Annotated in this window: 23 protein-coding genes, 1 tRNA gene and 1 pseudogene; 10 read left to right on the forward strand and 15 right to left on the reverse strand. The window is 73.5% G+C overall.

The window, feature by feature from the left end; genetic code table 11:
- Positions 1–342: 342 nt before the first annotated feature.
- Positions 343–822 carry a hypothetical protein gene (locus ACYVID_RS13305; RefSeq protein ID WP_460737790.1) on the forward strand — a complete coding sequence of 160 codons (480 nt, stop codon included), beginning with the start codon at positions 343–345 and terminating at the stop codon, positions 820–822.
- 94 nt (positions 823–916) lie between these two features.
- Positions 917–1,420 (forward strand): hypothetical protein, encoded by a 504-nt coding sequence (locus ACYVID_RS13310; protein ID WP_460737792.1) that lies wholly within the window; start codon positions 917–919, stop codon positions 1,418–1,420.
- 91 nt (positions 1,421–1,511) lie between these two features.
- On the opposite strand, the pseudogene ACYVID_RS13315 reads toward ACYVID_RS13310, so the two are convergent.
- Both ACYVID_RS13315 and ACYVID_RS13320 read right to left on the reverse strand, forming a co-directional pair.
- A pseudogene (locus ACYVID_RS13315) lies at positions 1,512–1,682 on the reverse strand (transposase); the annotation flags it as partial.
- A 170-nt stretch (positions 1,683–1,852) separates the two neighbouring features.
- Positions 1,853–2,308 (reverse strand): cell division protein CrgA, encoded by a 456-nt coding sequence (locus ACYVID_RS13320; protein ID WP_460737794.1) that lies wholly within the window; start codon positions 2,306–2,308, stop codon positions 1,853–1,855.
- A 106-nt stretch (positions 2,309–2,414) separates the two neighbouring features.
- On the opposite strand from ACYVID_RS13320, the gene ACYVID_RS13325 reads away from it, so the two are divergent.
- A complete protein-coding gene (locus ACYVID_RS13325) occupies positions 2,415–3,278 on the forward strand; it encodes a DUF881 domain-containing protein (protein WP_460737796.1) in 864 nt (287 codons plus the stop codon).
- Positions 3,279–3,325: 47 nt separating this feature from the next.
- Here the strand turns inward: ACYVID_RS13325 and pknB are convergent, their stop codons facing one another.
- The 7 genes from pknB to ACYVID_RS13360 are packed head-to-tail and all read right to left on the reverse strand — an operon-like array spanning position 3,326 to position 12,186.
- Positions 3,326–5,143: a Stk1 family PASTA domain-containing Ser/Thr kinase gene (gene pknB / locus ACYVID_RS13330; protein WP_460737798.1), complete on the reverse strand. Its 1,818-nt coding sequence runs from the start codon at positions 5,141–5,143 to the stop codon at positions 3,326–3,328.
- Positions 5,140–6,705: a serine/threonine-protein kinase gene (locus ACYVID_RS13335; RefSeq protein WP_460737800.1), complete on the reverse strand. Its 1,566-nt coding sequence runs from the start codon at positions 6,703–6,705 to the stop codon at positions 5,140–5,142. The genes pknB and ACYVID_RS13335 overlap by 4 nt, the downstream gene beginning before the upstream one ends.
- Positions 6,702–8,204, reverse strand: coding sequence for a peptidoglycan D,D-transpeptidase FtsI family protein (locus tag ACYVID_RS13340; protein ID WP_460737802.1), 1,503 nt, complete (start codon positions 8,202–8,204; stop codon positions 6,702–6,704). Before ACYVID_RS13340 ends, ACYVID_RS13335 begins: the two co-directional genes overlap by 4 nt.
- Positions 8,201–9,598 (reverse strand): FtsW/RodA/SpoVE family cell cycle protein, encoded by a 1,398-nt coding sequence (locus ACYVID_RS13345; RefSeq protein ID WP_460737804.1) that lies wholly within the window; start codon positions 9,596–9,598, stop codon positions 8,201–8,203. The genes ACYVID_RS13340 and ACYVID_RS13345 overlap by 4 nt, the downstream gene beginning before the upstream one ends.
- Before the next feature lie 5 nt (positions 9,599–9,603).
- Positions 9,604–11,016: a PP2C family protein-serine/threonine phosphatase gene (locus ACYVID_RS13350; protein WP_460737806.1), complete on the reverse strand. Its 1,413-nt coding sequence runs from the start codon at positions 11,014–11,016 to the stop codon at positions 9,604–9,606.
- The gene (locus ACYVID_RS13355) at positions 11,013–11,486 is read right to left on the reverse strand and encodes an FHA domain-containing protein FhaB/FipA (RefSeq protein WP_460737808.1); all 474 of its coding nucleotides are present in this window, start codon (positions 11,484–11,486) and stop codon (positions 11,013–11,015) included. Before ACYVID_RS13355 ends, ACYVID_RS13350 begins: the two co-directional genes overlap by 4 nt.
- Complete coding sequence (locus ACYVID_RS13360; RefSeq protein WP_460737810.1) at positions 11,479–12,186, reverse strand: FhaA domain-containing protein; 708 nt, start codon at positions 12,184–12,186, stop codon at positions 11,479–11,481. Before ACYVID_RS13360 ends, ACYVID_RS13355 begins: the two co-directional genes overlap by 8 nt.
- A gap of 382 nt (positions 12,187–12,568) precedes the next feature.
- On the opposite strand from ACYVID_RS13360, the gene ACYVID_RS13365 reads away from it, so the two are divergent.
- Positions 12,569–12,652: transfer RNA gene (locus ACYVID_RS13365), tRNA-Leu, on the forward strand.
- Between the two features lie 66 nt (positions 12,653–12,718).
- Here the strand turns inward: ACYVID_RS13365 and ACYVID_RS13370 are convergent.
- The 3 genes from ACYVID_RS13370 to ACYVID_RS13380 form a co-directional block, all read right to left on the reverse strand.
- On the reverse strand, positions 12,719–12,910 hold the full coding sequence (locus tag ACYVID_RS13370; protein WP_300640051.1) for a hypothetical protein: 192 nt from the start codon (positions 12,908–12,910) through the stop codon (positions 12,719–12,721).
- A gap of 592 nt (positions 12,911–13,502) precedes the next feature.
- Positions 13,503–13,670: a hypothetical protein gene (locus ACYVID_RS13375; protein WP_460737812.1), complete on the reverse strand. Its 168-nt coding sequence runs from the start codon at positions 13,668–13,670 to the stop codon at positions 13,503–13,505.
- A gap of 121 nt (positions 13,671–13,791) precedes the next feature.
- A complete protein-coding gene (locus tag ACYVID_RS13380) occupies positions 13,792–14,067 on the reverse strand; it encodes an MGMT family protein (protein ID WP_460737814.1) in 276 nt (91 codons plus the stop codon).
- Between the two features lie 144 nt (positions 14,068–14,211).
- Here ACYVID_RS13380 and ACYVID_RS13385 point away from each other — a divergent pair, with 144 nt between their 5' ends.
- The gene (locus tag ACYVID_RS13385) at positions 14,212–14,973 is read left to right on the forward strand and encodes an SDR family oxidoreductase (RefSeq protein WP_460737816.1); all 762 of its coding nucleotides are present in this window, start codon (positions 14,212–14,214) and stop codon (positions 14,971–14,973) included.
- A gap of 132 nt (positions 14,974–15,105) precedes the next feature.
- Here the strand turns inward: ACYVID_RS13385 and ACYVID_RS13390 are convergent, their stop codons facing one another.
- From ACYVID_RS13390 to ACYVID_RS13400, 3 genes are all read right to left on the reverse strand, one after another.
- On the reverse strand, positions 15,106–15,555 hold the full coding sequence (locus ACYVID_RS13390; RefSeq protein WP_460737818.1) for a DUF5994 family protein: 450 nt from the start codon (positions 15,553–15,555) through the stop codon (positions 15,106–15,108).
- Between the two features lie 146 nt (positions 15,556–15,701).
- On the reverse strand, positions 15,702–16,148 hold the full coding sequence (locus ACYVID_RS13395) for a DUF5994 family protein (protein WP_460737820.1): 447 nt from the start codon (positions 16,146–16,148) through the stop codon (positions 15,702–15,704).
- 158 nt (positions 16,149–16,306) lie between these two features.
- Positions 16,307–17,794 (reverse strand): MDR family MFS transporter, encoded by a 1,488-nt coding sequence (locus ACYVID_RS13400; protein WP_460737821.1) that lies wholly within the window; start codon positions 17,792–17,794, stop codon positions 16,307–16,309.
- 180 nt (positions 17,795–17,974) lie between these two features.
- Between ACYVID_RS13400 and ACYVID_RS13405 the strand changes: the two genes are divergently transcribed.
- The 5 genes from ACYVID_RS13405 (at position 17,975) to ACYVID_RS13425 (ending at position 21,650) form a co-directional block, all read left to right on the forward strand.
- Positions 17,975–18,958: an SDR family NAD(P)-dependent oxidoreductase gene (locus ACYVID_RS13405; RefSeq protein WP_460737823.1), complete on the forward strand. Its 984-nt coding sequence runs from the start codon at positions 17,975–17,977 to the stop codon at positions 18,956–18,958.
- A gap of 52 nt (positions 18,959–19,010) precedes the next feature.
- Positions 19,011–19,751 (forward strand): DUF429 domain-containing protein, encoded by a 741-nt coding sequence (locus tag ACYVID_RS13410; RefSeq protein ID WP_460737825.1) that lies wholly within the window; start codon positions 19,011–19,013, stop codon positions 19,749–19,751.
- A gap of 204 nt (positions 19,752–19,955) precedes the next feature.
- Positions 19,956–20,639 carry a hypothetical protein gene (locus ACYVID_RS13415; RefSeq protein WP_460737827.1) on the forward strand — a complete coding sequence of 228 codons (684 nt, stop codon included), beginning with the start codon at positions 19,956–19,958 and terminating at the stop codon, positions 20,637–20,639.
- Between the two features lie 58 nt (positions 20,640–20,697).
- Positions 20,698–21,180: a glutathione peroxidase gene (locus ACYVID_RS13420; protein ID WP_460737829.1), complete on the forward strand. Its 483-nt coding sequence runs from the start codon at positions 20,698–20,700 to the stop codon at positions 21,178–21,180.
- On the forward strand, positions 21,177–21,650 hold the full coding sequence (locus tag ACYVID_RS13425; protein WP_460737831.1) for an SRPBCC family protein: 474 nt from the start codon (positions 21,177–21,179) through the stop codon (positions 21,648–21,650). Before ACYVID_RS13420 ends, ACYVID_RS13425 begins: the two co-directional genes overlap by 4 nt.
- The last annotated feature ends 77 nt before the right edge of the window (positions 21,651–21,727 follow it).

Raw genomic sequence — 21,727 nt, forward strand, 5'->3', positions numbered from 1 at the left:
TCAACCTAGCTGCGCGAGAGGCGCAACCGAGCGAATCCGAGACGACATGCTTGCTCGGATCGCCGCCGTCTTGGATGCCGCCGGCAGGACACCGCGGCCGGAGCGCGAGTACGTCGCCACCAGTCGCTTCCCGATATAGCGGCAACCTTCGACGAGCGGGTCGGGGCTGTTGTGCCGTCGTCGAGCTGGAGCGGGTCCCGGCGTGCACGGACTCCGAAATCTGCACGCTCGCCCGTCCGCGCCGAAGCCGGCAGCGTGACGACTGCCAACGACACGCACCACCGATCAGTCTGACACCTCCCGGCGTGTCCGGAGGCTCCCATCGTTGGGAGGATCCAGAACATGGCACGACCGAGTGACAAGCAAGTCGGCAAGTGGGCCCGCAACAAGGTCAACTACCAAGACTTCTATATGCGCTTCTGCCCTGGCCCGGGCGGCATTGAGCGCACCGAGAGACGCCCCACCAGCCAACACTCAATCCTGGTGAAGTCCGCGAAGGGCCAGCGGCCGTTCTTCGCCACCGCCGACTGCCAACCGGTCGGCACCAACTACGCCAAGACCAAGAATGAAGTCAGCAACGCAGCGGTCAGCGCAGGGGTCAACCTCGGGGTCGTCAGCGTCTCCGCCCAGTCCGGATTCTCGGACGGATCGTCCTGGTCTGTCGACGTGTCGCGTCGTTCGAAGGTGTGCTTCAGCAACATCGAAGGCCCCGTGCAGTCCCGCTACGTGCGGTTCATGAAGCGCGGCAACAAGGCCTCGGGCAGTTGCCGACCCGCCCGCACCACCAGCGAAACTGGTCAACGTGGCTGCACCACCCCCTAGCGGCGCCAGCTTGAACCGGCGCCCGTCGCAGCGCCCGCCCCGGAAACGCAGCCCGGGGGCCGTCCTCCTCGCAGTCCTCGGTGCGAGCCTTGCCGTGAGCGCCTGCACCCAGGAAACGGCGAGTGACCCAAGGCGTGTCCAGGTCGGCGACGCTATCGAGGTGAAGTTCAGCGGCGGATCGGAGATGCAGTCCTTCGATGAGGTCCAAGCCGGCCGAGGAGCCTCCTTCCCCCTCCCGTACGTGTGTGCCCTCGCCGACGACCCCGTCCGCATCACCGGCATCGACCTCCAGGCACCAGAACCGGGGCTTTCGGTGACGGGCTTTCTTGTCGCCGACGAACCCGGTGCCCCCGGCGCCATCGTGAGTCGCCCACTCAACGAGACCCCGCAGGGCAGGCACGCAGCGCCCGACGGGCTCATCGCAGCCCGATGCCGGTCCGATGAGTCCGTCCAGGTGTGGGTAGAAGTCACCCTGGAACGACCAGGAGCTGCACAGGCCCCAGCGGTTCGCTACCGGTATCGCGTCGACGGCGAGGACGAGCAGGCCACCGACTGGTTCCCGACAGGGGTAGCTCTCTCCACCGCGGCTGCCCGCTGACCCGTCGTGGCACCGCACGCGTACGCATCGCGCAGGGTGTCGACCAAGATGCGCATGCCCCCGCAGTCCCCCAAGGGTGGACACGCCCGATACCGACGCGGGTGTCGAGGTCGCGCTGACGGTAGCCGTTGCGGGAGTTGACCCGCTCCGAGGAGCGTTCGCCGTAGCCGGCACCGCACACCGCGTCGGCCTGCGCCGACAGCAGGGCATTGATGAAGGTGGTGAGCAGGTCCCGCATCATGTCGGGGCTCGCTTGGGACAGCTGCTCTTACACCTTTCTGCTGGACCCCCCTGTTGACCTGCGGCTTTGCACAATGCGCAGGCAAAGGCCTTGCAGAACAGATGTCGCTGGGCGTGAAACCTTTGCAGGTTGCCTGCGCCGCGGCAGGTGACGGGCGGTCCGGACGGGTCAGCGGGTCCGCTGGCGCGGGCTCATTCCCAGCGCGTGGCGTAGGCGAAGCCGACCGCCATGAAGGCGATGCCGACGAACAGGTTGGACTGCTGCAGGTCGTTCAGGATCGGCACGTCGTTGAGCGTGCCGTCGGCCAGGACGTAGAAGGTGCAGATCCACAGCAGGCCGAGGACGAAGCAGCCCAGCATGCCGACGACCACGCCGCGGCCGCGGCCCAGCGGCGTCGAGGGGTGCGCGGCGACGGCCAGGCCGAGGAAGAACAGCCCGAAGCCGATGACGTAGTTCCACCGCACCAGGTCGGCCATGAAGGCGGGGGAGCCGGGGGTGGCGTCGAGCACCGTGGGGTCGGGGCGCACCGCGACGTAGTAGTAGACGATCCACGCGATGCCCAGGGCTATCAGCAGCAGGGCGATGCCGAACCGCACCGAGAGCACCGGGCCCCGGGGTCGGTCGTCGAAGGGGTCGATGTCCTTCACGGCAGGGTGCTCCTCGAGGTTCCGGGTCAGGCGGGGCCGCACCGCACCGACTGCGGTGCACGTGCGGGGGCCGGGCGGGCTGGCCCAGGCGCCTACCCTAGTGGGCGTGAGCACCGGTTCCCACGCGAGGCCGCCCGCGGGTCCGGGGGAGACCCCCGACGCCCCCCGGGCGGGCCTGCCTGCGCGGGTGCTCCAGGCCCTGCGCCGTGGCCGGGGCGGCGACACCCCCGACGGCGAGGGCGGCGGGCGCCGCCCGCGCAGCCCCTGGCGGGTGGGTACGCCGCTGATGGTGCTGCTCAGCGGCTCGCTCTTCGCCGTGAGCGCGGTCAACAGCGAGGGCACCGACCTGCGGGCCGGGCGCTACACCGACCTCGCCTCGCTGGTGCAGGCCGAGGCCGAGGCCTACGAGGAGCTGCGCGCCCGGGTCGAGGACCTCACCGGCCAGGTCAACGACCTGAGCGCCCAGGTCGGCAGCCGCGACGTGCAGCGCGTCCAGGCGCGCGTCGAGGAGCTGCGCGACCCGTCGGGCCTGACCCCCCGCGAGGGTGAGGGCGTGCGGATCGTGCTCTCGGACTCCCCGCTCCAGGCCGAGGACACCACCCAGCCGCTGAAGTTCCTCATCGTCCACCAGCAGGACCTCCAGGCCGTCGTCAACGCCATGTGGCGCGGTGGCGCCAGCGCCGTGACCGTCCAGGGTCAGCGGATCGTCTCCACCACCGGCATCAAGTGCGAGGCCAACTCGGTGACGCTCCAGGGCGTGCCCTACCCCCAGCCCTACGTCATCGAGGCGGTCGGCGACCCGGAGGTCCTCGCCGCGTCGGTCGACGGCGACCCCTACCTCTCCTTCTACCGCCAGCAGTCGCTCACCGAGGACATCCAGATCGGCTGGGAGATGAGCGTCGAGGAGGAGGTCGAGGCCCCGGCGTACGACGGCCTGCTCGACCTCTCCTACGCCGAGCCGCTCGCGTAGCCGGTCGCTGGGGTCACCGGGTCACGAGACCCCGCAGCGCCCGGGGGTCAGCGGGTGCGGCGGCGGCCGGCCGGGGACGACGGGCCACCCGACCCGCGCCCGCCCCCGAGCAGCGCCGAGGGGGACTCGGTCGGCGACGGCTCATCGGTCGGCAGGTCGGTCGGGTCGTCCGTGGGCTCCTCCGACGGCTCCTCGGTGGGCTCGACGAAGGTCGAGACGAAGAGCTGGATGTCGGTGCCCTGCGGCTGGGTCGAGCCGCCGGCCGGGGCCTGGTCCACCACGGTGCCCGCGGGCTCGGTGGAGGTGGGGTCCTCGCGGACGACCGGGTTGAACCCGGCGTCGCGGATCGCCCGCTCGGCGGCCGCCTGCTGCTGGCCCCGCACGTCGGGCACCTCCTCGGGCCCGTCGCTGACGGTGAGGGTGACGGTGCTGCCCTCGGCGACCTCGGCCCCGGCCTCGGGGGCCTGGGAGAGCACCTGGTTGCGCGGGTCGTCGGTGTCGGAGCGCACGACCTCGACCTCGAACCCCTGCGCCTCCAGGGTGGCCTTGGCCTGCCCGAGCAGCTGGCTGGTCACGTTCGGCACGGCCACCTCCGGCGGCCCGCTGCTCACGGTGATCGTGACCACCGAGCCGGGCGCCACGAAGCTGTCGCCGGAGGGGTCCTGGTCGATGACCCGTCCGGCGGGTCGGTCGGAGGTGGCGAACTCGGTGGGGGCGACCTCGAAGCCGGCTTCGCCGAGCAACCGGCGTGCCTGGTTCTCGGCACGACCCACCACGTCGGGGACGGCCACCTCGTCGGGGGCGGACGGGAAGAGCCGCGGCCACAGCAGAGCCCCGGCCACGACCAGGCCGATCACGAGCAGCCCCAGCAGCACGAGGAAGCCCACGGGGGTGCGGCGCTCGTCCTCGGCCTGCGGGACGGGCGGACCGGCGACGGGGGCGGCGATCGGACGACCCGCGACCTGGGTCGCGCCGGTCGCGGGACCGGGGACGACCGGCGGCACGGCGGCGGCCTGCACGGGCCGGCCGGCGAGGTAGCGCTCGATGTCGCTGCGCATGGCGGCGGCGGACTGGTAGCGGTCCTCGACCCGCTTGGCGAGCGACTTCATGACGATGGCGTCGAGCTCGGGCGGCAGGTCGGTGTCGTGGTCGCTGGGTGGCGCGGCCTGCTCCCGCACGTGCTGGTAGGCGACCGCCACCGGGGAGTCGCCGATGAAGGGCGGCCGGCCGGTGAGCAGCTCGTAGAGCAGGCAGCCGGCGGAGTAGACGTCGGAGCGGGAGTCAACGGTCTCGCCGCGGGCCTGCTCGGGGGAGAGGTACTGCGCGGTGCCGACCACGGCCGCGGTCTGGGTCATCGTGGAGGAGGCGTCCGAGATCGCCCGGGCGATCCCGAAGTCCATCACCTTGACGTCGCCGCTCGGCGTGAGCATGACGTTGCCCGGCTTGATGTCGCGGTGGATGATCCCCGCGCGGTGGGAGTAGTCCAGGGCCGACAGCACGCCGCTGGTGATCTCCAGGGCCCGCTCGGGCAGGATCTTGCGCCCCTCGCGCAGGATGTCGCGCAGCGTCCGCCCGGCGACGTACTCCATCACGATGTAGGGCTGGGCGATGCCGCTGCCGTCGGCGCCCGGCTCCTCGCCGGTGTCGTAGACGGCCACGATCGAGGGGTGGTTGAGCGAGGCCGAGGACTGCGCCTCCCGGCGGAAGCGTGCCTGGAAGGTCGCGTCGCTGGCCAGGTCCGTGCGCAGCCGCTTGACCGCGACCACGCGACCCAGCCGCGTGTCGGTGCCCTTGCGGACCTCGGCCATGCCGCCGCGGCCCAGCAGCTCACCGAGCTCGTAGCGTCCGCCGACCGTCTCGCTCACTGCTGCGCCTCCTCGCTGGCCTCGGGGAGCAGCCCTGCGTCCGAGCTGCTCTCGCTCGGCGAGGGAGTGGCCTCGCTGGGTGTCGGGGTCGGGGTCGGCGTCTCGGGCCGTGGGCCCCAGTAGGAGATGGTGATCTGGTCGCCCTCGGTCAGGGTGCCGGTCGGGTTGACGCCGTCGACGATGCCCGGCTCCTGGTTGCCGTCGTTGCTCAGCTCGTTGAGGACCGGGCTCAGCCCCAGGTCGGAGAGCCGCTCCTGCACCTCGCGGTAGTCGCGCCCGGTGTAGTCGGACTCGGTGATCTCCACCGTCGCCGGCGCCGACGGGGTGGTCGGCTCCTCGGTCGGCTCCTGGCTCTGCGACCTCGGGGGCGTCCGCGTCGGGTCCTCCTCGGGCTCCTCGTCACCGTCGGAGGTGAGCAGCAGCACCACGACGAGCACGACCACGGACACCAGTGCGACCACCAGCAGCAGGGTCGCCCACGGGAAGGCCTTGCGGTCCTGCTGATGCGCGGCCGGCACGGTGCCGGTCGCCGCGGTCGCAGGAGCGGCGGCCGCGCCGAGGCCGGGCAGCACGGCGGTGGCCGGGTCGTCGGTGGCTCCCAGCGGCGGCCCCACCGGAGGTACGACGGAGGTCGGCGCGTCCGCCGCGGCAGCGGCGCCGGCCCCGGCGGCACCCGCGGCGGCCGCGCCGCCGGGCGCACCCGAGCCTGCCGGGTCGCGCAGGGCGGCGGCGAGGGCTCCGGCCCCGGCGTACCGCTCGGCCGGGTCCTTGGCCAGGGCGCGCATGACGACCGCTGCGAGGGGGGCGGGGACGCTCGCGGGGAGGGCCGGCGGCTCCTGGTTGAGGTGCGCGAGCGCGGTCGCGACCGGGGAGCCGGCGTCGAAGGGGCGTCGCCCGGCCAGGCACTCGTAGGCCACGACGCCCAGGGAGTAGACGTCGGAGGCTTCGGTGGCCGTGCTGCCGCGGGCCTGCTCGGGCGAGAGGTACTGCGGGGTGCCCATGACCTGGCCGGTCTGGGTGAGGCTGACGCTGTCGGCGGCCCGGGCGATGCCGAAGTCGGTGACCTTGACCTGCCGGTCGGGGGTGACGAGCAGGTTCGCCGGCTTGACGTCGCGGTGGACGATCCCGGCGGCGTGCGCGGCCGCGATGGCGTCCGCGGCCTGGGCCATGAGGGCTGCTGCGGCGCCGGGGTCCATGGGGGAACCGGGGCGCAGCAGCGCGGAGAGCGGCTGGCCCTCGACCAGCTCCATGACGAGGTAGGGCCGGGGGACGCCGGACCCGTCGACGGACTGCGCCTCGCCGAAGTCGTAGACCGCGGCGATGCCGGGGTGGTGCAGGGAGGCGGCGTGCCGGGCCTCGGTCTCGAACCGGCTGCGGAAGGAGGGGTCGTCGGCGAACTCGCGCTTGAGCACCTTGACCGCGACGGTCCGGCCCAGGGTGGTGTCCCGGGCGCGCCAGACCTCGCCCATGCCGCCGGTGGCGATCCGCGACTCCAGGAGGTAGCGCCGGGCGTCGTCGGCGAACTCGCCGGCGTCGCCGAGGGGGCTGTCGGGCGGGGTCACCGGTTGATCACCGCTTCCATGATGGCCTTCGCGATCGGGCCGCCGAGCAGGCCGCCCGCGATCTCGCCCCGCTCGATGCCCGGCGCCTCCTGGATCATCACCGCGACGGCGACCTCCGGGTCGTCGGCCGGGGCGAAGGAGACGAACCAGGCGTAGGGCGGCACGTCGTCCTGGCCGCTCTGGGCCGTGCCGGTCTTGCCGGCCACCTGGACGCCGGGGATGGCCGCCGGGCTGGCGGTGCCCTCGTCGACGGTGGCGACCAGCAGGTCGGTCAGCTGGGAGGCGGTGGAGGAGGAGACCGCGTCGGAGAGCGCCTCGGGGTCGGTCTGCTCGATCTGCTCGAACTCCGGGCTCTGCACCTCGTCGACGAGGTAGGGCTTCATGACCGTGCCGCCGTTGGCGATCCCGGCCACGACCATCGCCATCTGCAGCGGGGTCGCTGCGACGTCGAACTGGCCGATGCCGGTCTGGCCGGTCTGCGGCTCGTTGGCCTCCTCGGGGAAGCGGGAGACCGCCTGGGGCAGCAGGTCGTCGAAGTACTCCTGGTTGAAGCCGAACGCCTCGGCCTGCTCCTCCATCCGCTCCGCGCCGACCTCGACGGCCAGCCGCGCGAACGTGGTGTTGCAGGACTGGGCCATGGCCTGGGCGAAGGGGACGGTGCTCGCCCCGCAGGAGCGGCCCTGGTTGTCGATGAGGCCGGTGTCGCCGGTGGTCTGCGGCAGCTGGAAGGTGGGCCCGCCGGGGACGTCGTCACCCACCTCGTAGAGGCCGTTCTCGATCGCTGCGGCCGCCGTCACGACCTTGAACGTCGAGCCCGGGGGCAGCGTGGTCTGGATGGCGCGGTTGAGCAAGGGCTGTGCCGGGTCCTCTTCGAGCTCCTCCCCCGCACTGCTGACCACGGAGAGGTCGTGGCTGGCCAGCCGGTTGGGGTCGAAGGTCGGCAGGGAGACCATCGCCAGCACCTTGCCGGTGCGCGGCTCGAGGGCCACGACCGCGCCCTGGCCCTCGGGGCCGAGCACCTCGCGCAGGCCGTCGAAGGCGGCGCGCTGGGCCACGGGGTCGAGGGTGAGGGCGACGTTGCCGCCCTCGGAGGTCTCGTTGCTGAGCAGGTCGACGAGGCGGGTGACGAAGAGCCGGTCGTCCTCGCCGCTCAGCAGGTCGTCCTGGGTCTGCTCGATCCGTCGCTGGCAGGTGCTGCAGGCGCCGGACTGGGCGTTGAAGTAGTTGTACCAACCGGTGACGTGCGCGTAGGCGAGCGGCTGGGGGTAGGTCCGCTGGTACTCGAAGCGGTCGTCGGACGGCACCGACTCCGCGACCGGCTCCCGGCCCACGAGGATCGCTCCGCGCGGCTGGGAGAAGGCCTCGTCGACAGCACGACGGTTGCGCCCGTCGTCGGCGAGGGAGTCGGCGCGCCAGTACTGCAGATAGGTCACGTTGGCCATCAGTGCCAGGAAGAGGACGAGGAAGGCCACCGAGATGGTGCGGATGGGCTTGTTCATCGAGCCACCCGGATCACCTGGGTGTCCTGGTCACCGGCGTCGTCGGCCGCCGTGAGGTCGGGGACCGGGCGGCGGGCCAGGTCGGAGACGCGCAGCAGCAGGGCGATGATGACCCAGTTCGCGACCAGCGACGACCCTCCGTACGACAGGAAGGGCGTGGTGAGGCCGGTGAGCGGGATCAGCCCCGTCACCCCGCCGATGACCACGAAGACCTGCAGCGCGAAGACCGAGGCCAGGCCGGTGGCCAGCAGCTTGCCGAAGCCGTCGCGGGAGATCAGCGCCGCCCGCAGGCCGCGCTCGACGATCAGCCCGTAGAGCACCAGGACGGCCATCATCCCGGTCAGCCCGAGCTCCTCGCCGATGGCGGCCATGATGAAGTCGGACTCCGCGAACGGCACCCGCCCCGGGTCGCCCCCGCCGAAGCCACGGCCCAGCAGGCCGCCCCAGGCCATGCCGAAGGTCGCCTCGACCGGCTGGAAGGCGGAGTCGTTGGTGCCGGGGCCGTAGTAGTCGAACGGGTTCAGCCACACGTTGACGCGGGTCTGCACGTGGCTGAAGAGCTGCCAGGCGACGAGCGCGCCGCCGAGGAAGAGCCCCCCGCCGACGACGAGCCACCCGGCGCGCTCGGTGGCGACGTACAGCATGAAGAGGAAGAGCCCGAAGAAGAGCAGGCTGGAGCCGAGGTCGCGCTGGAAGACCAGGATGCCGAGGCTGATCAGCCACATGCCGAGGATCGGGCCCAGGTCGCGCCCGCGGGGCAGGTCGACGAAGAGCAGCCGGCGCCCGGCCAGCGCCAGCGCGTCGCGGTGCAACACGAGGTAGCCGGCGAAGGCGATGACCAGCAGCACCTTGGCGACCTCGCCGGGCTGCATGCCGACCGGGCCCAGGCGCACCCAGATGCGCGCGCCGCGGACCTCGTTGCCGATCAGCGGGAGCATCGGCATCAGCAGCAGCACGATCGCGGCCAGGCCCGAGGTGTAGGTGAAGCGGGTGAGGATGCGGTGGTCGCGCAGCAGCACCAGGGTGCCGACGAAGAGCGCGACGCCGATCGTCATCCACACCAGCTGCTGGGCGGCGAAGCCGGTGTCCTCGGTGAGGTCGAGTCGGTGGATCACGGCCAGGCCGAGCCCGTTGAGGGCGGCCACGACGGGCAGCAGCACCGGGTCGGCGTACGGCGCGACGAGACGTACGACGACGTGCGCCCCGACCACCAGGGCGGCCAGCCACCCGCCGTACCCGATCAGGTCGGTGGGGACTGCGCCCTCGACGCCCACCCCGACGGCGGCGTAGGCACCGATGCCGACGGCCAGGGCGAGCACGAGCAGGAACAGCTCCGCGCCGCGGCGACGGCGGTGCACGAAGCCGAGGATCGGGTTGCCGGTCGTCTGCGACATGCCGCTCACCCGGCCTCGGGTCGGGCCGACCCTGAGGAGCCGGTGTCGGAGGAGCCGATGTCGCCCGAGGCCTCGGCAGGCTCGGCGCTCATCTGGGCGGCGAGGTTCTCCACGATGGTGCGGGCGTCCTCGAGGTCGTCGGCGGCGACGCCCTCGCGCACGCCGTCGGCGACGAACTCCGGGAGCCGGTCGAGGGTGACGTTGGTCGACTCGTAGGGCTCGGAGAGCTCCACTCCGGGCAGCGAGAGGTCGACGCCGCGGAAGATCTGGACTTGGCCGTCGACCTCGCCGACGTAGTACTGCTGCTGGCTCCAGGTGTACGCCGCCGCCACGCCCATCCACCCCAGGCCGACCAGCACGAGGGCGAGGAGCGCGCGGCGGGCCCAGGCGAAGCGGCGCGGCGGGCGCGGGGCGTAGCGGACCGCCTCGGGGTCGACCGGGTCGCTGGAGATCGCGTGGACGTCGGCGGGCAGGTCGGGCGGGAGGTCGGCGTCGACCGCGGGGATCTCGCCGGTGTCGGTGCGGCCGCGGAACAGCCCTCCGCCCAGCGCGTGCCGGTGCGGGCGACGGCGTACGTCGGTGGCCGCGCCGACCACCATGGGCTGGAGGTCGGCGAGCTCCTCGCTGCGCGCCGCGGCGGCGGCCTCGTCGAGCACGTCGGCCACCAGGCAGGTGACGTTGTCGGTCGAGCCGGCGTCGAGGGCACGGCGGACCAGCTCGACGGCCGCGAAGTCGGGTGTGCCGTCGCCGAGGATCGCGAGCAGGTCGTCGTCATCGAGGGAGGCGGTCGCGCCGTCGGAGCAGACCAGCAGCCGGTCGCCGGACTGCAGGGCCACGACGAAGAGGTCGGGCTCGGCCTCGTGGATGCCGTCGACGGCCTTGAGGATGACGTTGCGGTGCGGGTGGACCCGGGACTCGGCCTCAGTGATCCGGCCCTCGTCGACCAGGCTCTGGACGAAGGTGTGGTCGCTGGTCAGCCGGCTGATCTCGCCCTCGCGCAGGAGGTAGGCGCGGCTGTCGCCGACGTGGCCGACGCCGACCTGGCGGCCGTCGAAGTGCAGGACGGTGGCGGTGGTGCTGGTCCCGTTGAGGGCGGGGTCCTCGTCGACGACCTCGCCGATCCGGTCGTGCGCGCGGTGCAGCGCGCCGCCGACGCGCCCGAGCAGCTCGTCGGCCTCGAGCGGGCCCGGGGGCTCGTCGTCGAGGCGACGCAGCTGCTGGACGGCCACGCTGGAGGCGATGTCGCCGCGCATCGCGCCGCCGACGCCGTCGCAGACGGTGAGCAGCCACGGGCCGGCGTACCCGGAGTCCTGGTTGTCCTTGCGCACCCGCCCCACGTCGGAGATCGCCGACCAGTGCAGCCGCAGCGTCGCCGGGCCTGCGCTGGTCGGGTCGCTCCCGCTGCCGGGCTGGCTCACTTGCGCAGCTCCAGGATCGTCTTGCCGATCCGCACCTGGGTCCCGAGCGTGATCGTGGTCGGCTGGGTGATGCGCACGGTGCCGATGTAGGTGCCGTTGGTGGAGCCGAGGTCCTCCACGAACCACTGGTCGCCGGAGGCGGCGATCCGGGCGTGGCGGGTGGAGACGTAGTCGTCGTCGAGGCGGATCGCGGCGTCGGAGCCACGGCCGATGAGGACGGGCGCCGCGGCGAGGTCGGCGCGCTCGCCGGCGTTGGCGCCCTCGGTGACCAGGACGTGGGTGGGCGAGCCGCGGCGCTTGGAGGGCGCCTTGGCCTTCGGCTCGCGGCCGCGCGGCTCGGGAGCGCGCGCGGTCTCGGGGACCCGGGCGCCGAACATGTCGGAGCGGATCACCGAGATGGCGGAGAGGACGAAGATCCACAGGACCGCGAGGTAGGCGATCCGGATGAGCAGCAGGGTCAGCTCAGACATCGTCGCGCACCAGCCTCACGCGCAGCACGGTGTTGCCGATCTTCACCTCGGTGCCGTCGTCGGCGACCGAGCGGCTCATCTTCTGCCCGTCCACCAGCATCCCGTTGGTCGAGCCGAGGTCGCGCACGTCGACCTTGATCCGCTCGCCGGAGGCGTCGACCCGGAACTCCACGTGCTGACGGCTCACGCCGGGATCGTTGATCCGGACGTCGGCATCGGTGCCACGGCCCACGACGACCCCCGGCGGCAGCAGCGGGTGCTGGGTGCCGTTGACCTCGAGGACGGCGCGCGCGCGGCCGACCTGCGTGTGGGTGCTGTTGCTGCTCACCTTGGCGGTGGCGCGGCTGCGGACGCGGAAGCGGCCGGTGGTGAGGTCCTCGGCGACCTCGAACTCGATGGTGACCGGGCCGGGGAAGGAGTAGCCGTTGGTCTGGGCGTGCTCGGTGACCTGCTTCTCCAGCTCCGCGGCCATGGCGGTGTCGTACGGCGCCAGCCGGTCGAGGTCGCTCTGCGCGAGCTCCACGTGGAAGTCGTTGGGCACCAGGCGCCGCTGCCGCGACAGGATCTGGGCGTTGTTGTCGCACTCGCGCTGCAGGGCGGCCGCGATCTCGACGGGCTGGACCGCGGAGCGGAAGGCGCGCGCGAAGGCCCCGGAGATCATCGTCTCGAGGCGCCGCTCGAAGCGCTGGAGGCTGCTCATGTCCGACTCCTCCTCTCCTGGGTCCTGTGCCTGGTCCTGTGCCGGTGGGCGGTGCTGGTCCGGTCGGGGGTCTTCCCCGCGCAGCGCCGACCCACGCCCACGCGCGGGTGTGACGTGCGCGGGCAGGACACAGCAGTCGGCGGACGCCGGGTCGGGTGCGATGGTAACGAAGCCGGGCCCCGGCGGTGTCACCCCGCGTGGCGGGCGGGGGTGGGTGGGGCGGAGCGGCTGCGATACCCGGTTACCCGGGTATCGCAGCACATCCCCGCCGCTGCAGTCGCCGAGAAGTGCACGGAGTGCGACAGGAGTTCGGTCCCCCCGGGGGTCCCTCGCCGCGGTTTGGGTCTGCACCCCCGACTGGGATAACCTCCACACGCTTCACGCGCGAGTGGCGGAATAGGCAGACGCGCACGGTTCAGGTCCGTGTGTCCGAAAGGACGTGGGGGTTCAACTCCCCCCTCGCGCACGTGAGCGAAAGGCCCCGGGTCATCGACCCGGGGCCTTCGTCGTGCTCCCGCCGGGACCCGGGCGGTCATCCACCGCGGCGTCCGTCTGCGACGACGGCGGTGCGGTGCACGGCGGCCCCCGCCACCAAGGCGATCACCCAGCCGAGCCCGATGCGGACCGGACCGTCGTCGAGGAGCCCGACCCCGAGCAGGGCGGTGAGCAGCACGCCTGCCGCCAGGAGAGCCGGGGCCGCCAGACGGCGCAGCACCGCACTCATGCGATCAGCCCCCCTGTGGCACCGGGACGGACCGGGCCGGGCGGTGTGCGCCTGGCGCAGGCCCCGCAGGTGGGCTGCCAGGGTGCCACGCTGAGCTGGTCGGACTCGATGGCGGCGCTGCAGCGGGTGCAGCGCCCGTAGGTCCCGGCCCGCAGCCGCAGCCGAGCGGCCCGCACCTGCGTGAGCAGGTCCTCGACCGCGCGTCGGTGCGCCGCGGCGACCACGGTGCGGGGGGTCGTGGGCAGCTGGTCGAGCTGCCGCTGGCGCGCCTGCTCGAGCTCGAGCAGGAACCGCTCCAGGTGGGTCCGCGGTGTGAGCGCGCCACCTGGCAGCTGGGGAAGCGCGAGGAGCTGCCATGTCGGCCCGGGGGCCGGGGTCGGGGACGGGCGCGCTCCCCGGGCTGCTGGTGGTCGGACTGCTCCCGTCGGTACTGCGCCCGCGGGGTGGTGCCCGGGGAACGGACGGGTCTGGCTGCGGCCGTGGGCCGACAGGGGTGACGAGGTCATCAGAGGTGGTCCTTGAGCAAGGTGTGCAGGGTGCACCCAGGGACGGGTGCCGCCACGCAGGCACCCGGGGACGGTGGGCTCGAGGATCAGGCCGGTGGCGCGCGGTCGACGCTGCGACGCAGCAGGTCCAGGCCGCGGATCCCCCGCGCCTCCTCGCTCAGGCGCAGCGCGAGCAGCGCCGCCCCGGAGGGCACGTGCGAGGGCAGGTAGGAGCGATCGGCTGTCGCCGTCGCCAGCTCCCGGACCCGCGTCATGCCGCGGACCATAGCAACGTTCTCGCCTCGCGACAGCCCGGCGCGGACGACCCCCCCGACCGAGCGGTCCACCACGTGGCCGCGGCGCCTCGGCCACGTCGGCCGCGGCACTCAGCGGCATTCAGCGGCGTACGTCGACGCGCCCGTCGGGCCGCACCGGTGCCCCCTCGGCGCGCAGCAGCTCCACGGCCGTGCCCCCGTGGCAGTCGGCGGGTCGGCCGTCGGCGCGCACCACCCGCCACCACGCGACCCGGTCCCCGTGCAGCCGCATGACCGTCCCGACCTGGCGCGGGCCGCCGCGACCCACGACGGCCGCGACCGCGCCGTACGTCGTCACGTGCCCCGACTGGACGGCGTCGACCACGCGCAGCACCGCCTCGACGTACTCCTCGTCCACCGCCTCGGCCCCTCCGTCCCGGCATCCTGGCTCGTGACGACAGTGTGCCCCCTGCGCGAGTGTCCGGGCCCGCTGCCGGGGACGGCGCGGGGGCGCGCCGGCCGGTCGCTCGCGCCGCGGGCCGCTCGTCTGCAGGATGTCGCCATGCGGATCGCGGTGGCGGGGGCGACGGGGACGGTGGGCCGGCACGTGGTGGCGGAGGCCGGTGCGCGAGGGCACGAGGTGGTGCCGCTGTCCCGCGCGACCGGCGTCGACCTGACGACCGGTATCGGCCTCGAGCAGCGGCTCGAGGCCGTGGACGCGGTGGTCGACGTCGCCAACACCGCGACCCAGTCGCGGCGCCGGTCCGAGGCGTTCTTCGGTGCGGTCACCCGCGCCCTGCTGGATGCGGGGCGTGCGGCCGGGGTGGGCCACCACGTGGCGCTCTCGATCATCGGGGTCGACGAGGTGCCGTCGGGCTACTACGCCGGGAAGCGGCTGCAGGAACGGATGCTGCGCGAGTCGGACCAGCCGTGGAGCCTGCTGCGGGCGGGGCAGTTCCACGAGTTCGGCGAGCAGGCACTCGGGTTCGTACGGGTCGGGCCGTGGTCGCTGGTGCCGGTCATGCGCTCGCAGCCCGTCGCAGCCCGCGAGGTCGCGGAGGCGTTGGTCGCCCTGGTGGAGCAGGGGCCCTCCGGCCGGGTCCCGGACCTGGCCGGCCCGGACGTGCTCGCGGTCCCGGACATGGCGCGCGAGGTCTCCCGGGTCCGCGGGCTGGGCCGCCGGGTCGTGTCCGTGCCGCTCCCGGGCGCGGCCGGGCGCGCGATGCGCGAGGGAGCGCTGACGGCGCAGGGTGATGCGGGGGCCACCGTGGGCGTCACGACCTTCGGCCAGTGGCTGGCCGAGCAGCCCGGCCCGACCCGCTGAGCGGGCTGAGCGGGCTGAGTGCGCTGCCGTCGCCGGCCGCGTGGACAGGATCCGGCGTCTCCGACCCGGACCCTGCCCACTGGGCGGCCCCTGCCGTCCGCACGACGCGGAGCGAGGGACCGGTCCGAGGACTCAGCGAGCGAGCAGCTGGGCAGCGGTGCGGTGGTCGTCGGCGTCGGCGGCCGCGCTCATCATCTGCTCGGCGGCGCTCGGGTCGGTCTCCGGCGGCACGACCAGCAGGTGCAGCCGCTCGCGCGAGGCCAGCGTCACCACCATGGTGTGGGTGTCGTCGGAGGGGAAGGAGCCGAGCTTGACCGAACCGTGCTCGGTGCGGATGCGCCGCACCTGGGCCTGGTCGTCGGCACGGGGCCAGTCCGGTCCGGAGTAGAGCAGCCGCGCGATCCGACCGACCTGCACCGGGAAGGTGTCGACGAGGTGGGCGCTCTCGGACGCGAGGTCGCGCGAGTGCGGCCACCAGGCGCCGTCGAGGCCGCCGCGAGCGACGTCGTGGTCGAGGCGGAGCCGCAGCGCAGCGGCTCCGTCCTGGGTGGAGGGGGAGGAGCCTGCGGGTGACGTCGTCATGACGTCCGCCTTCCGGATCTGCCGCTGCGGGCTCGACGAGCCTGGCTCGGCAGGTGGTTGCTCCCCACGCTACGGCACCTGGGAAGCCCCTGGCCGTGTAGCGGAGACCGGGAGCCCGGAGCCAGGTAGCCCGGTGCCCGGTGCGCCTACGCCCCGCCGTCGTCGGACCAGTGGTTCAGCGGGTCCACGTCGAACTGGTCGGTGACCTCGTCGAGCAGGTCTGCCGCGGAGTGCTCGTTGCCGGCGGTCGCGGCTGCCAGCAGCGCCTCGGCCCCCTGGCCGCGGGTGAAGTCGGGTGGCACGACCAGGAGGCAGAGGGTGTCACCGTCGCCGGAGGTCAGCACGACGACGTGCCTCTCCTCGACGCTCCAGCCGATCCGCACCCCGGTGTCGAGCGACGCCTCGGCGGCGGGCGCGGCGAGGGGTTCCGGGTGGTCCCAGTCCTCCCAGGTGAGGGCCACGTGCACCACCGGGGCTCCGGTGCCCGACGCGGCCAGGGCCACGAGCAGGGAGGAGACCTCGGTCAGGGGATCTCGGCTGCGTGGCCACCAGCCTCCGTCGAGCCGATCGCCGGAGCGACCCGTCAGGCGCACTCGCACAGGGTGTGAGCCTGCGGGGGGCACGGTCGGGCTGCTGGTCTCGAGCGACGTCATCACGACGCCCACCTCTCGGCCGGCACGGTGCCCCTGGGCAGGGGCTGCGTCGCCGGCACCTGGTGCTGAGGCTACTCCTCGACGCAGGCGCCGGGACCTCAGTGCTGCGCGCCGGGCACGACGTCCTCGGCGACACCCTCCGCGGCGTCCTCCTCGCCCGACTCGGGTGCGTGGCGCGGCAGCACCAGCGCGAGCCCGACGACCGCGAGGGCGATCACCGCGCCCAAGCCGAAGGCCCACTGCAGGCCGCCGACGAGGGCCTCCGCCTCGCCGGCGCCCTCCTCGGCGAGGGCCGCCGCACGGCTGGAGAGGATCGTGACCGACACCGCGGTGCCGATCGCGCCCGCGACCTGCTGCGTGGTGCCGAGCAGCGAGCTGCCGTGGGAGTAGAGGTGCGGCGGCAGCGCACCGAGGCCGAGGGTGAAGACCGGGGTGAAGATGCCGGCCAGGCTCACCATCAGCAGCACGTGCGCGCCCACGACGAATGCGACCGGGGTCGACTCGCCCAGCATCGCCAGGGCGCCGAGCGCCACGACCATGCCGACCGCGCCCGGCACGACCAGGGGGCGGCTGCCGACCCGGTCGAAGGCGCGGCCCACGCGGGGGCCGAGCAGGCCCATGAGGATGCCGCCCGGCGCGACGACCAGCCCCGTGGCCAGCGGCGAGAGGCCACGGACGTCCTGCAGGTAGAGCGGCAGCAGGATCAGCGCTGCCAGCATCGCCATGAACGCCACCGCCATGAGCGAGATCGACACGGCGTACGTGCGGTGGGAGAGCGTGCGCAGGTCGAGCAGCGGCTCGCCGGTGCGCTGCAGCCGGAGCTGGCGGTGGACGAAGAGCCCGACGACCAGCAGGCCCAGCACGGCCGGCACCTCGGCGGGCACCGAGCCGCCTGCGCCCTCGCCCAGGCCGCTGAGTCCGTAGACCAGGCTGCCGAAGCCCAGTGCGGCCAGCACGACCGACGCCACGTCCACCCGGCCCGCGGTCGGCTCGCCCACGTCGGGCAGGCGGCGCAGCGAGACCACGGTGATGAGCACCGCGATCGGCAGGACGACGAGGAAGAGCCCGCGCCACGAGGTGAGCGCCAGGATCACGCCGGAGACGGCCGGGCCGAGCGCCGGGGCGACCGAGATCGCCAGGGTCACGTTGCCCATGACCCGGCCACGGTCGTGCACGGGGACGATCTTCATGATCGTGGTCATCAGCAGCGGCATCATCACCGCGGTGCCGGCCGCCTGCACGACCCGGCCCGCGACCAGCACCCAGAAGACCGGCGCGAGCGCGGCGACGAGGGTGCCGGCGCAGAAGGTCAGCATCGCGAGCGTGAACGCCTGGCGCGTCGTCACCCGCTGCAGGAACCAGCCGGTCACCGGGATCACCGTCGCCATCGTCAGCAGGAACGCCGTCGAGAGCCACTGCGCCGAGCGCGCGGTCACGTCGAACTCCACCATCAGCCGCGGGATCGCGTTGACCATGATCGTCTCGTTGAGGATCACGATGAAGGTCGCGAGGACCAGCCAGCGCAGCACGCCGTAGTCGACGGGCGCGTCGGCGCGCTCGGGGGCGGCTGTGGTGGGCGAGGTCATGCGGGGCTCCAGACGAGGCAGCGGGTGAGCAGGGGAGCGGGACCGGTGGTCCGGCGTCGACGGGCGTGCGAGGGCGCGGCCACGGACAGTCTGACCTGGGCCAGCCCTCGAACTCATCGGGTTATTCCGCCCCCCGCCCGGCCCTCCACCGGGTGCCGGCCGTCTGCCTAGGCTCGGGACGTGAAGCAGACACTCGCCCGACTGGTCGACAGCGCCCTGGACCGCTCGGTGGTGCTGGGCTACACCGCGGTCGGCTCCGACGTACGACGCCGGCTGCCGACCTGGCCCGCCGACCCGGCCCCGGGGTCGATGACCGGCCGGCGCGTCGTGGTCACCGGGGCCACGTCAGGCATCGGCGAGGCGATGGCGCGCTCCTTCCTCGACCTGGGCGCGACCGTGCACCTGCTCGGTCGCAACGCCGACAAGGTCGCGGCGTACGCCAGGGAGCTGCGCCAGGCCGTCCCGAACGCCGACGTGGTCGAGGAGGTCTGCGACGTCTCCGACCTCGACGCCGTCCGCGCCTGGTGCGCCGACCTGGCCGGCCGCGTCGACGCGCTGCACGGGTTGGTGCACAACGCCGGCGTCATGCCGCCCGAGCGCACCGAGAGCCCGCAGGGCCACGAGCTCTCGCTCGCCTGCCACGTCCTCGGCCCGCACCTCATGACGACCCTCCTGCGCGACCTGCTCGTCGCCGGCCCGGCCAGCGTCGTGTGGATGAGCTCGGGCGGGATGTACGGCGCCTCGCTGCACGCGCAGGACGCCGACGACGTGGAGTACCGCCGCGGGGAGTACGACGGGGTGCAGGCCTACGCCCGCACCAAGCGGATGCAGGTCGTCATGGCCGACGCGTGGGCCGAGCAGCTGCGCGGGACCGGGGTGCTGGTCGAGTCGATGCACCCCGGCTGGGCCACGACCCCCGGCGTCACCGCGAGCCTGCCCCGCTTCGACCGGCTCACGCGCCGGGTCAAGCGCACCGCCGCCGACGGTGCGGACACCGCGGTCTGGCTGGTCGCGACCCGCCCGCCCTCGCAGCCCGGCCACTTCTGGCACGACCGGCGCCAGCGGCCCACGACCTTCGGGTGGCAGCGGGGCGAGGACCCCGCCCTGCGTGCCCGGCTGCTCGCCTACGTCGCCGGGGCCACGGGTGCCGCCTCCCTCGCCTGACACCACGGCCGCCGTCCCTGCCGATGCCGCTGTCGCTCCCGCCGGGGCGACCGTGCACGTCGGCATCGACCTGGCCTGGGGCACGACGGCCCGCACGGGGGTGGCCGCGGTCGACGCCGACGGCCGGCTGCTCCGCTCGGCCACGGTCGTCACCGACGAGGAGCTCGACGCCTGGCTGGCGGGGCTGCCCGGGCCGCTCGGGGTGGTGGCCGTCGACGCCCCCCTCGAGGTCCCGAACGCCACCGGGGCCCGCGGTGCCGAGCGCGAGCTGACCTCGGCGTACGGCCGCTACGGCTGCGGGTGCCACGTCGCCAACCGCTCGCGTCCGTGGTTCGACCCGCCCCGGGGCGAGGTGCTGGCCACCCGGCACGGGTGGACGCTGGAGCCCGACGCGATCGGCGCGGGCCGACCGGTGGCGGTCGAGGTCTACCCGCACGCCGCGCTCATCGGCCTCTTCGCCCTCGGCCGGGTCCTGCCCTACAAGGCCAAGGCGCGCCGTGACCTCGCCACCCGGCAGGACGGCTTCGCCCGGCTGGTCGCGCTGCTCGAGTCCCTGCCCGAGCTGGGCCTGCTCGACGGGCCCGGGAGCGCGGACTGGGCCGAGCAGGTCGCAGCCGTCCGCGCCGCCACCCGGCCCGTGGACCTCGAGCGGGTCGAGGACCGCATCGATGCCGTGCTCTGCGCGCACCTGGCCTGGCGCTGGGCCGCCGACCCCGCCTCGCTGCACGTGTACGGCGGGCCTGGGCTCGGCCGGGTCGTCGCCCCGCCCCGCCCGACCCACCCGCGGGGCTGAGGTCGCACCTGTCGGTCACTGTGCGCCCGTCCGCTGTTGGTCGAGCAGCCCGAGCGCCAGCGAGGGCGTCGTCGAGAGCGCGTGAGCTGCCTGTGGTCGGCGACCACGGACCGGTGCGGCGGTCTCGACGACGCTCGCTGGCGCTCGCTGCTCGACCATCGGGGCCGGGCTGCTCGACCCACGGTGGGGACCGATACTGGGGCCGTGTCCCGCCGTACCCGCCTGCTGCTCCTCCTGCTGCTCGTCGTGGTCGTCAACCTCGGCCCGCTCGGCTCGTGGTGGACCCAGGAGCGGTTGGACCGCGACGGCGTCTCCGAGCGCGTGGCCGCCTCGACCGACGGCATGCCCGACGGGCAGGTGGTCGTCGCCCTGCCGCCGGAGGTGACCGAGGCGGTCGCCCCGGACGACGCGGACGGCACCGAGGACCAGCCGGACGACCGGGCGGGACTGCTCGCGCGCACCGCCACCCTCGAGCCCGCGGCGTACGACGAGGCGGCGGCCACCGGGGAGGTCGAGGTCACCTGGCTCGAGGACGACCCCGCGACGTACCGGGTCGAGGGCGAGCAGGGCGGCACCGGGCTGGCCACGCTGCTGGTGGTCAACGCCGGGGTGCTGCTGCTCGTCGCGGTCGTGCTGCTGCTGCGGGGGCGGACCCGGCCCGAGCTGCGGATGGTGGCGACCGCCGACGTCCGACGGGTGCCGCCGGGCCCGCTGCTGGAGCGGGTCGAGGGCAACGACTACGTCGTGCGCGGGGACGTGGAGTCGCTGACCGAGGACGAGCTGGTGCTGGCGGTGGCCGACCGGCGCGTGCGGGTCCTGCTGGACGGCCACGCCAACCCGGCGTCGTACCAACACTCGGTCGAGGTGCGCGGGACGATGATCGGGTGAGGCTCGGGTGAGGCTCGGGTGAGGATCGCGCTGGGCGGCCCCTGACAGACTCGGGGCCATGACCTCGCTCCAGGACTTCTCCGCGCGCTCCATCGACGGGCGCGACATCGACCTCTCGGAGTACAAGGGCCAGGTGGTCCTTGTCGTGAACACGGCCTCGCAGTGCGGCTTCACCCCGCAGTACCAGGGTCTGCAGAAGCTGCACGACACCTACAGCGCGCGCGGCTTCACCGTGCTCGGCTTCCCGTGCGACCAGTTCGGCCACCAGGAGCCGGGCGACGACGCGGAGATCGCCGGCTTCTGCGAGCGCAACTTCGGCGTGACCTTCCCGCTCTTCTCCAAGATCGAGGTCAACGGCGACGGTGCGCACCCGCTCTACCAGTGGCTGCGCTCGGAGAAGAGCGGCCTGCTGGGCAGCAAGATCAAGTGGAACTTCACCAAGTACCTCCTCGGCAAGGACGGCCAGGTCATCGGCCGCTACTCGCCGACCACCAAGCCCGAGAAGATCGCCTCCGACATCGAGAAGGCCCTCGCCGCGTGACCCGCTTCACCGCCGGCACCGAGGCCAGCGCGGTCATCACCGCGAGCCGCGAGGAGGTCTGGGCGCTGCTCGAGGACCCCGACGCGATCGCGGAGATGACCCCCTTCGTCAAGCGGATCACCGCCGACGGGGACCACTGGACCTGGGAGCTCGGCGGGATCGAGGTGCTCGGCAAGTCGGTGTCGCCGGTCTTCACCGAGCGGATGGACTTCGACGAGCCGAGCCGCATCGAGTTCACCCACGACCCGCCCGCCGGTCGCACCGAGCGGTCCGCGGTCGAGGGGTGGTACGACCTGGCCGAGCACGACCAGGGCACCCTGCTGCGCACCAGCCTGGAGATCTGCCTCGACCTGCCGCTGCCGCGGCTCTCCGCGAAGGCGGTCACCGCCACGATGAAGGGTGTCGTAGCCAAGATGGGCGACCGGTTCGCCGACAACCTGCTCGCGCGGCTGGGCGCGCGGGAGGTCTGAGCGGGGGTACTCCGAATCCATTCTGATCCTCAGCGCGAGCTGGGCATCACAGGTGATTCGGAGTACGCCGCCGCGCA

Source organism: Nocardioides ginkgobilobae, from assembly GCF_054781275.1.

Bases quoted from the DNA above. Each gene is read 5' to 3' on its own strand.
- ACYVID_RS13305 (WP_460737790.1), top strand. From the start codon at position 343: ATGGCACGACCGAGTGACAAGCAAGTCGGCAAGTGGGCCCGCAACAAG.
- ACYVID_RS13340 (WP_460737802.1), bottom strand. From the start codon at position 8,204: ATGAACAAGCCCATCCGCACCATCTCGGTGGCCTTCCTCGTCCTCTTC.
- ACYVID_RS13345 (WP_460737804.1), bottom strand. From the start codon at position 9,598: ATGTCGCAGACGACCGGCAACCCGATCCTCGGCTTCGTGCACCGCCGT.
- ACYVID_RS13355 (WP_460737808.1), bottom strand. From the start codon at position 11,486: ATGTCTGAGCTGACCCTGCTGCTCATCCGGATCGCCTACCTCGCGGTC.
- ACYVID_RS13360 (WP_460737810.1), bottom strand. From the start codon at position 12,186: ATGAGCAGCCTCCAGCGCTTCGAGCGGCGCCTCGAGACGATGATCTCC.
- ACYVID_RS13370 (WP_300640051.1), bottom strand. From the start codon at position 12,910: ATGAGTGCGGTGCTGCGCCGTCTGGCGGCCCCGGCTCTCCTGGCGGCA.
- ACYVID_RS13375 (WP_460737812.1), bottom strand. From the start codon at position 13,670: ATGACGCGGGTCCGGGAGCTGGCGACGGCGACAGCCGATCGCTCCTAC.
- ACYVID_RS13385 (WP_460737816.1), top strand. From the start codon at position 14,212: ATGCGGATCGCGGTGGCGGGGGCGACGGGGACGGTGGGCCGGCACGTG.
- ACYVID_RS13390 (WP_460737818.1), bottom strand. From the start codon at position 15,555: ATGACGACGTCACCCGCAGGCTCCTCCCCCTCCACCCAGGACGGAGCC.
- ACYVID_RS13400 (WP_460737821.1), bottom strand. From the start codon at position 17,794: ATGACCTCGCCCACCACAGCCGCCCCCGAGCGCGCCGACGCGCCCGTC.
- ACYVID_RS13420 (WP_460737829.1), top strand. From the start codon at position 20,698: ATGACCTCGCTCCAGGACTTCTCCGCGCGCTCCATCGACGGGCGCGAC.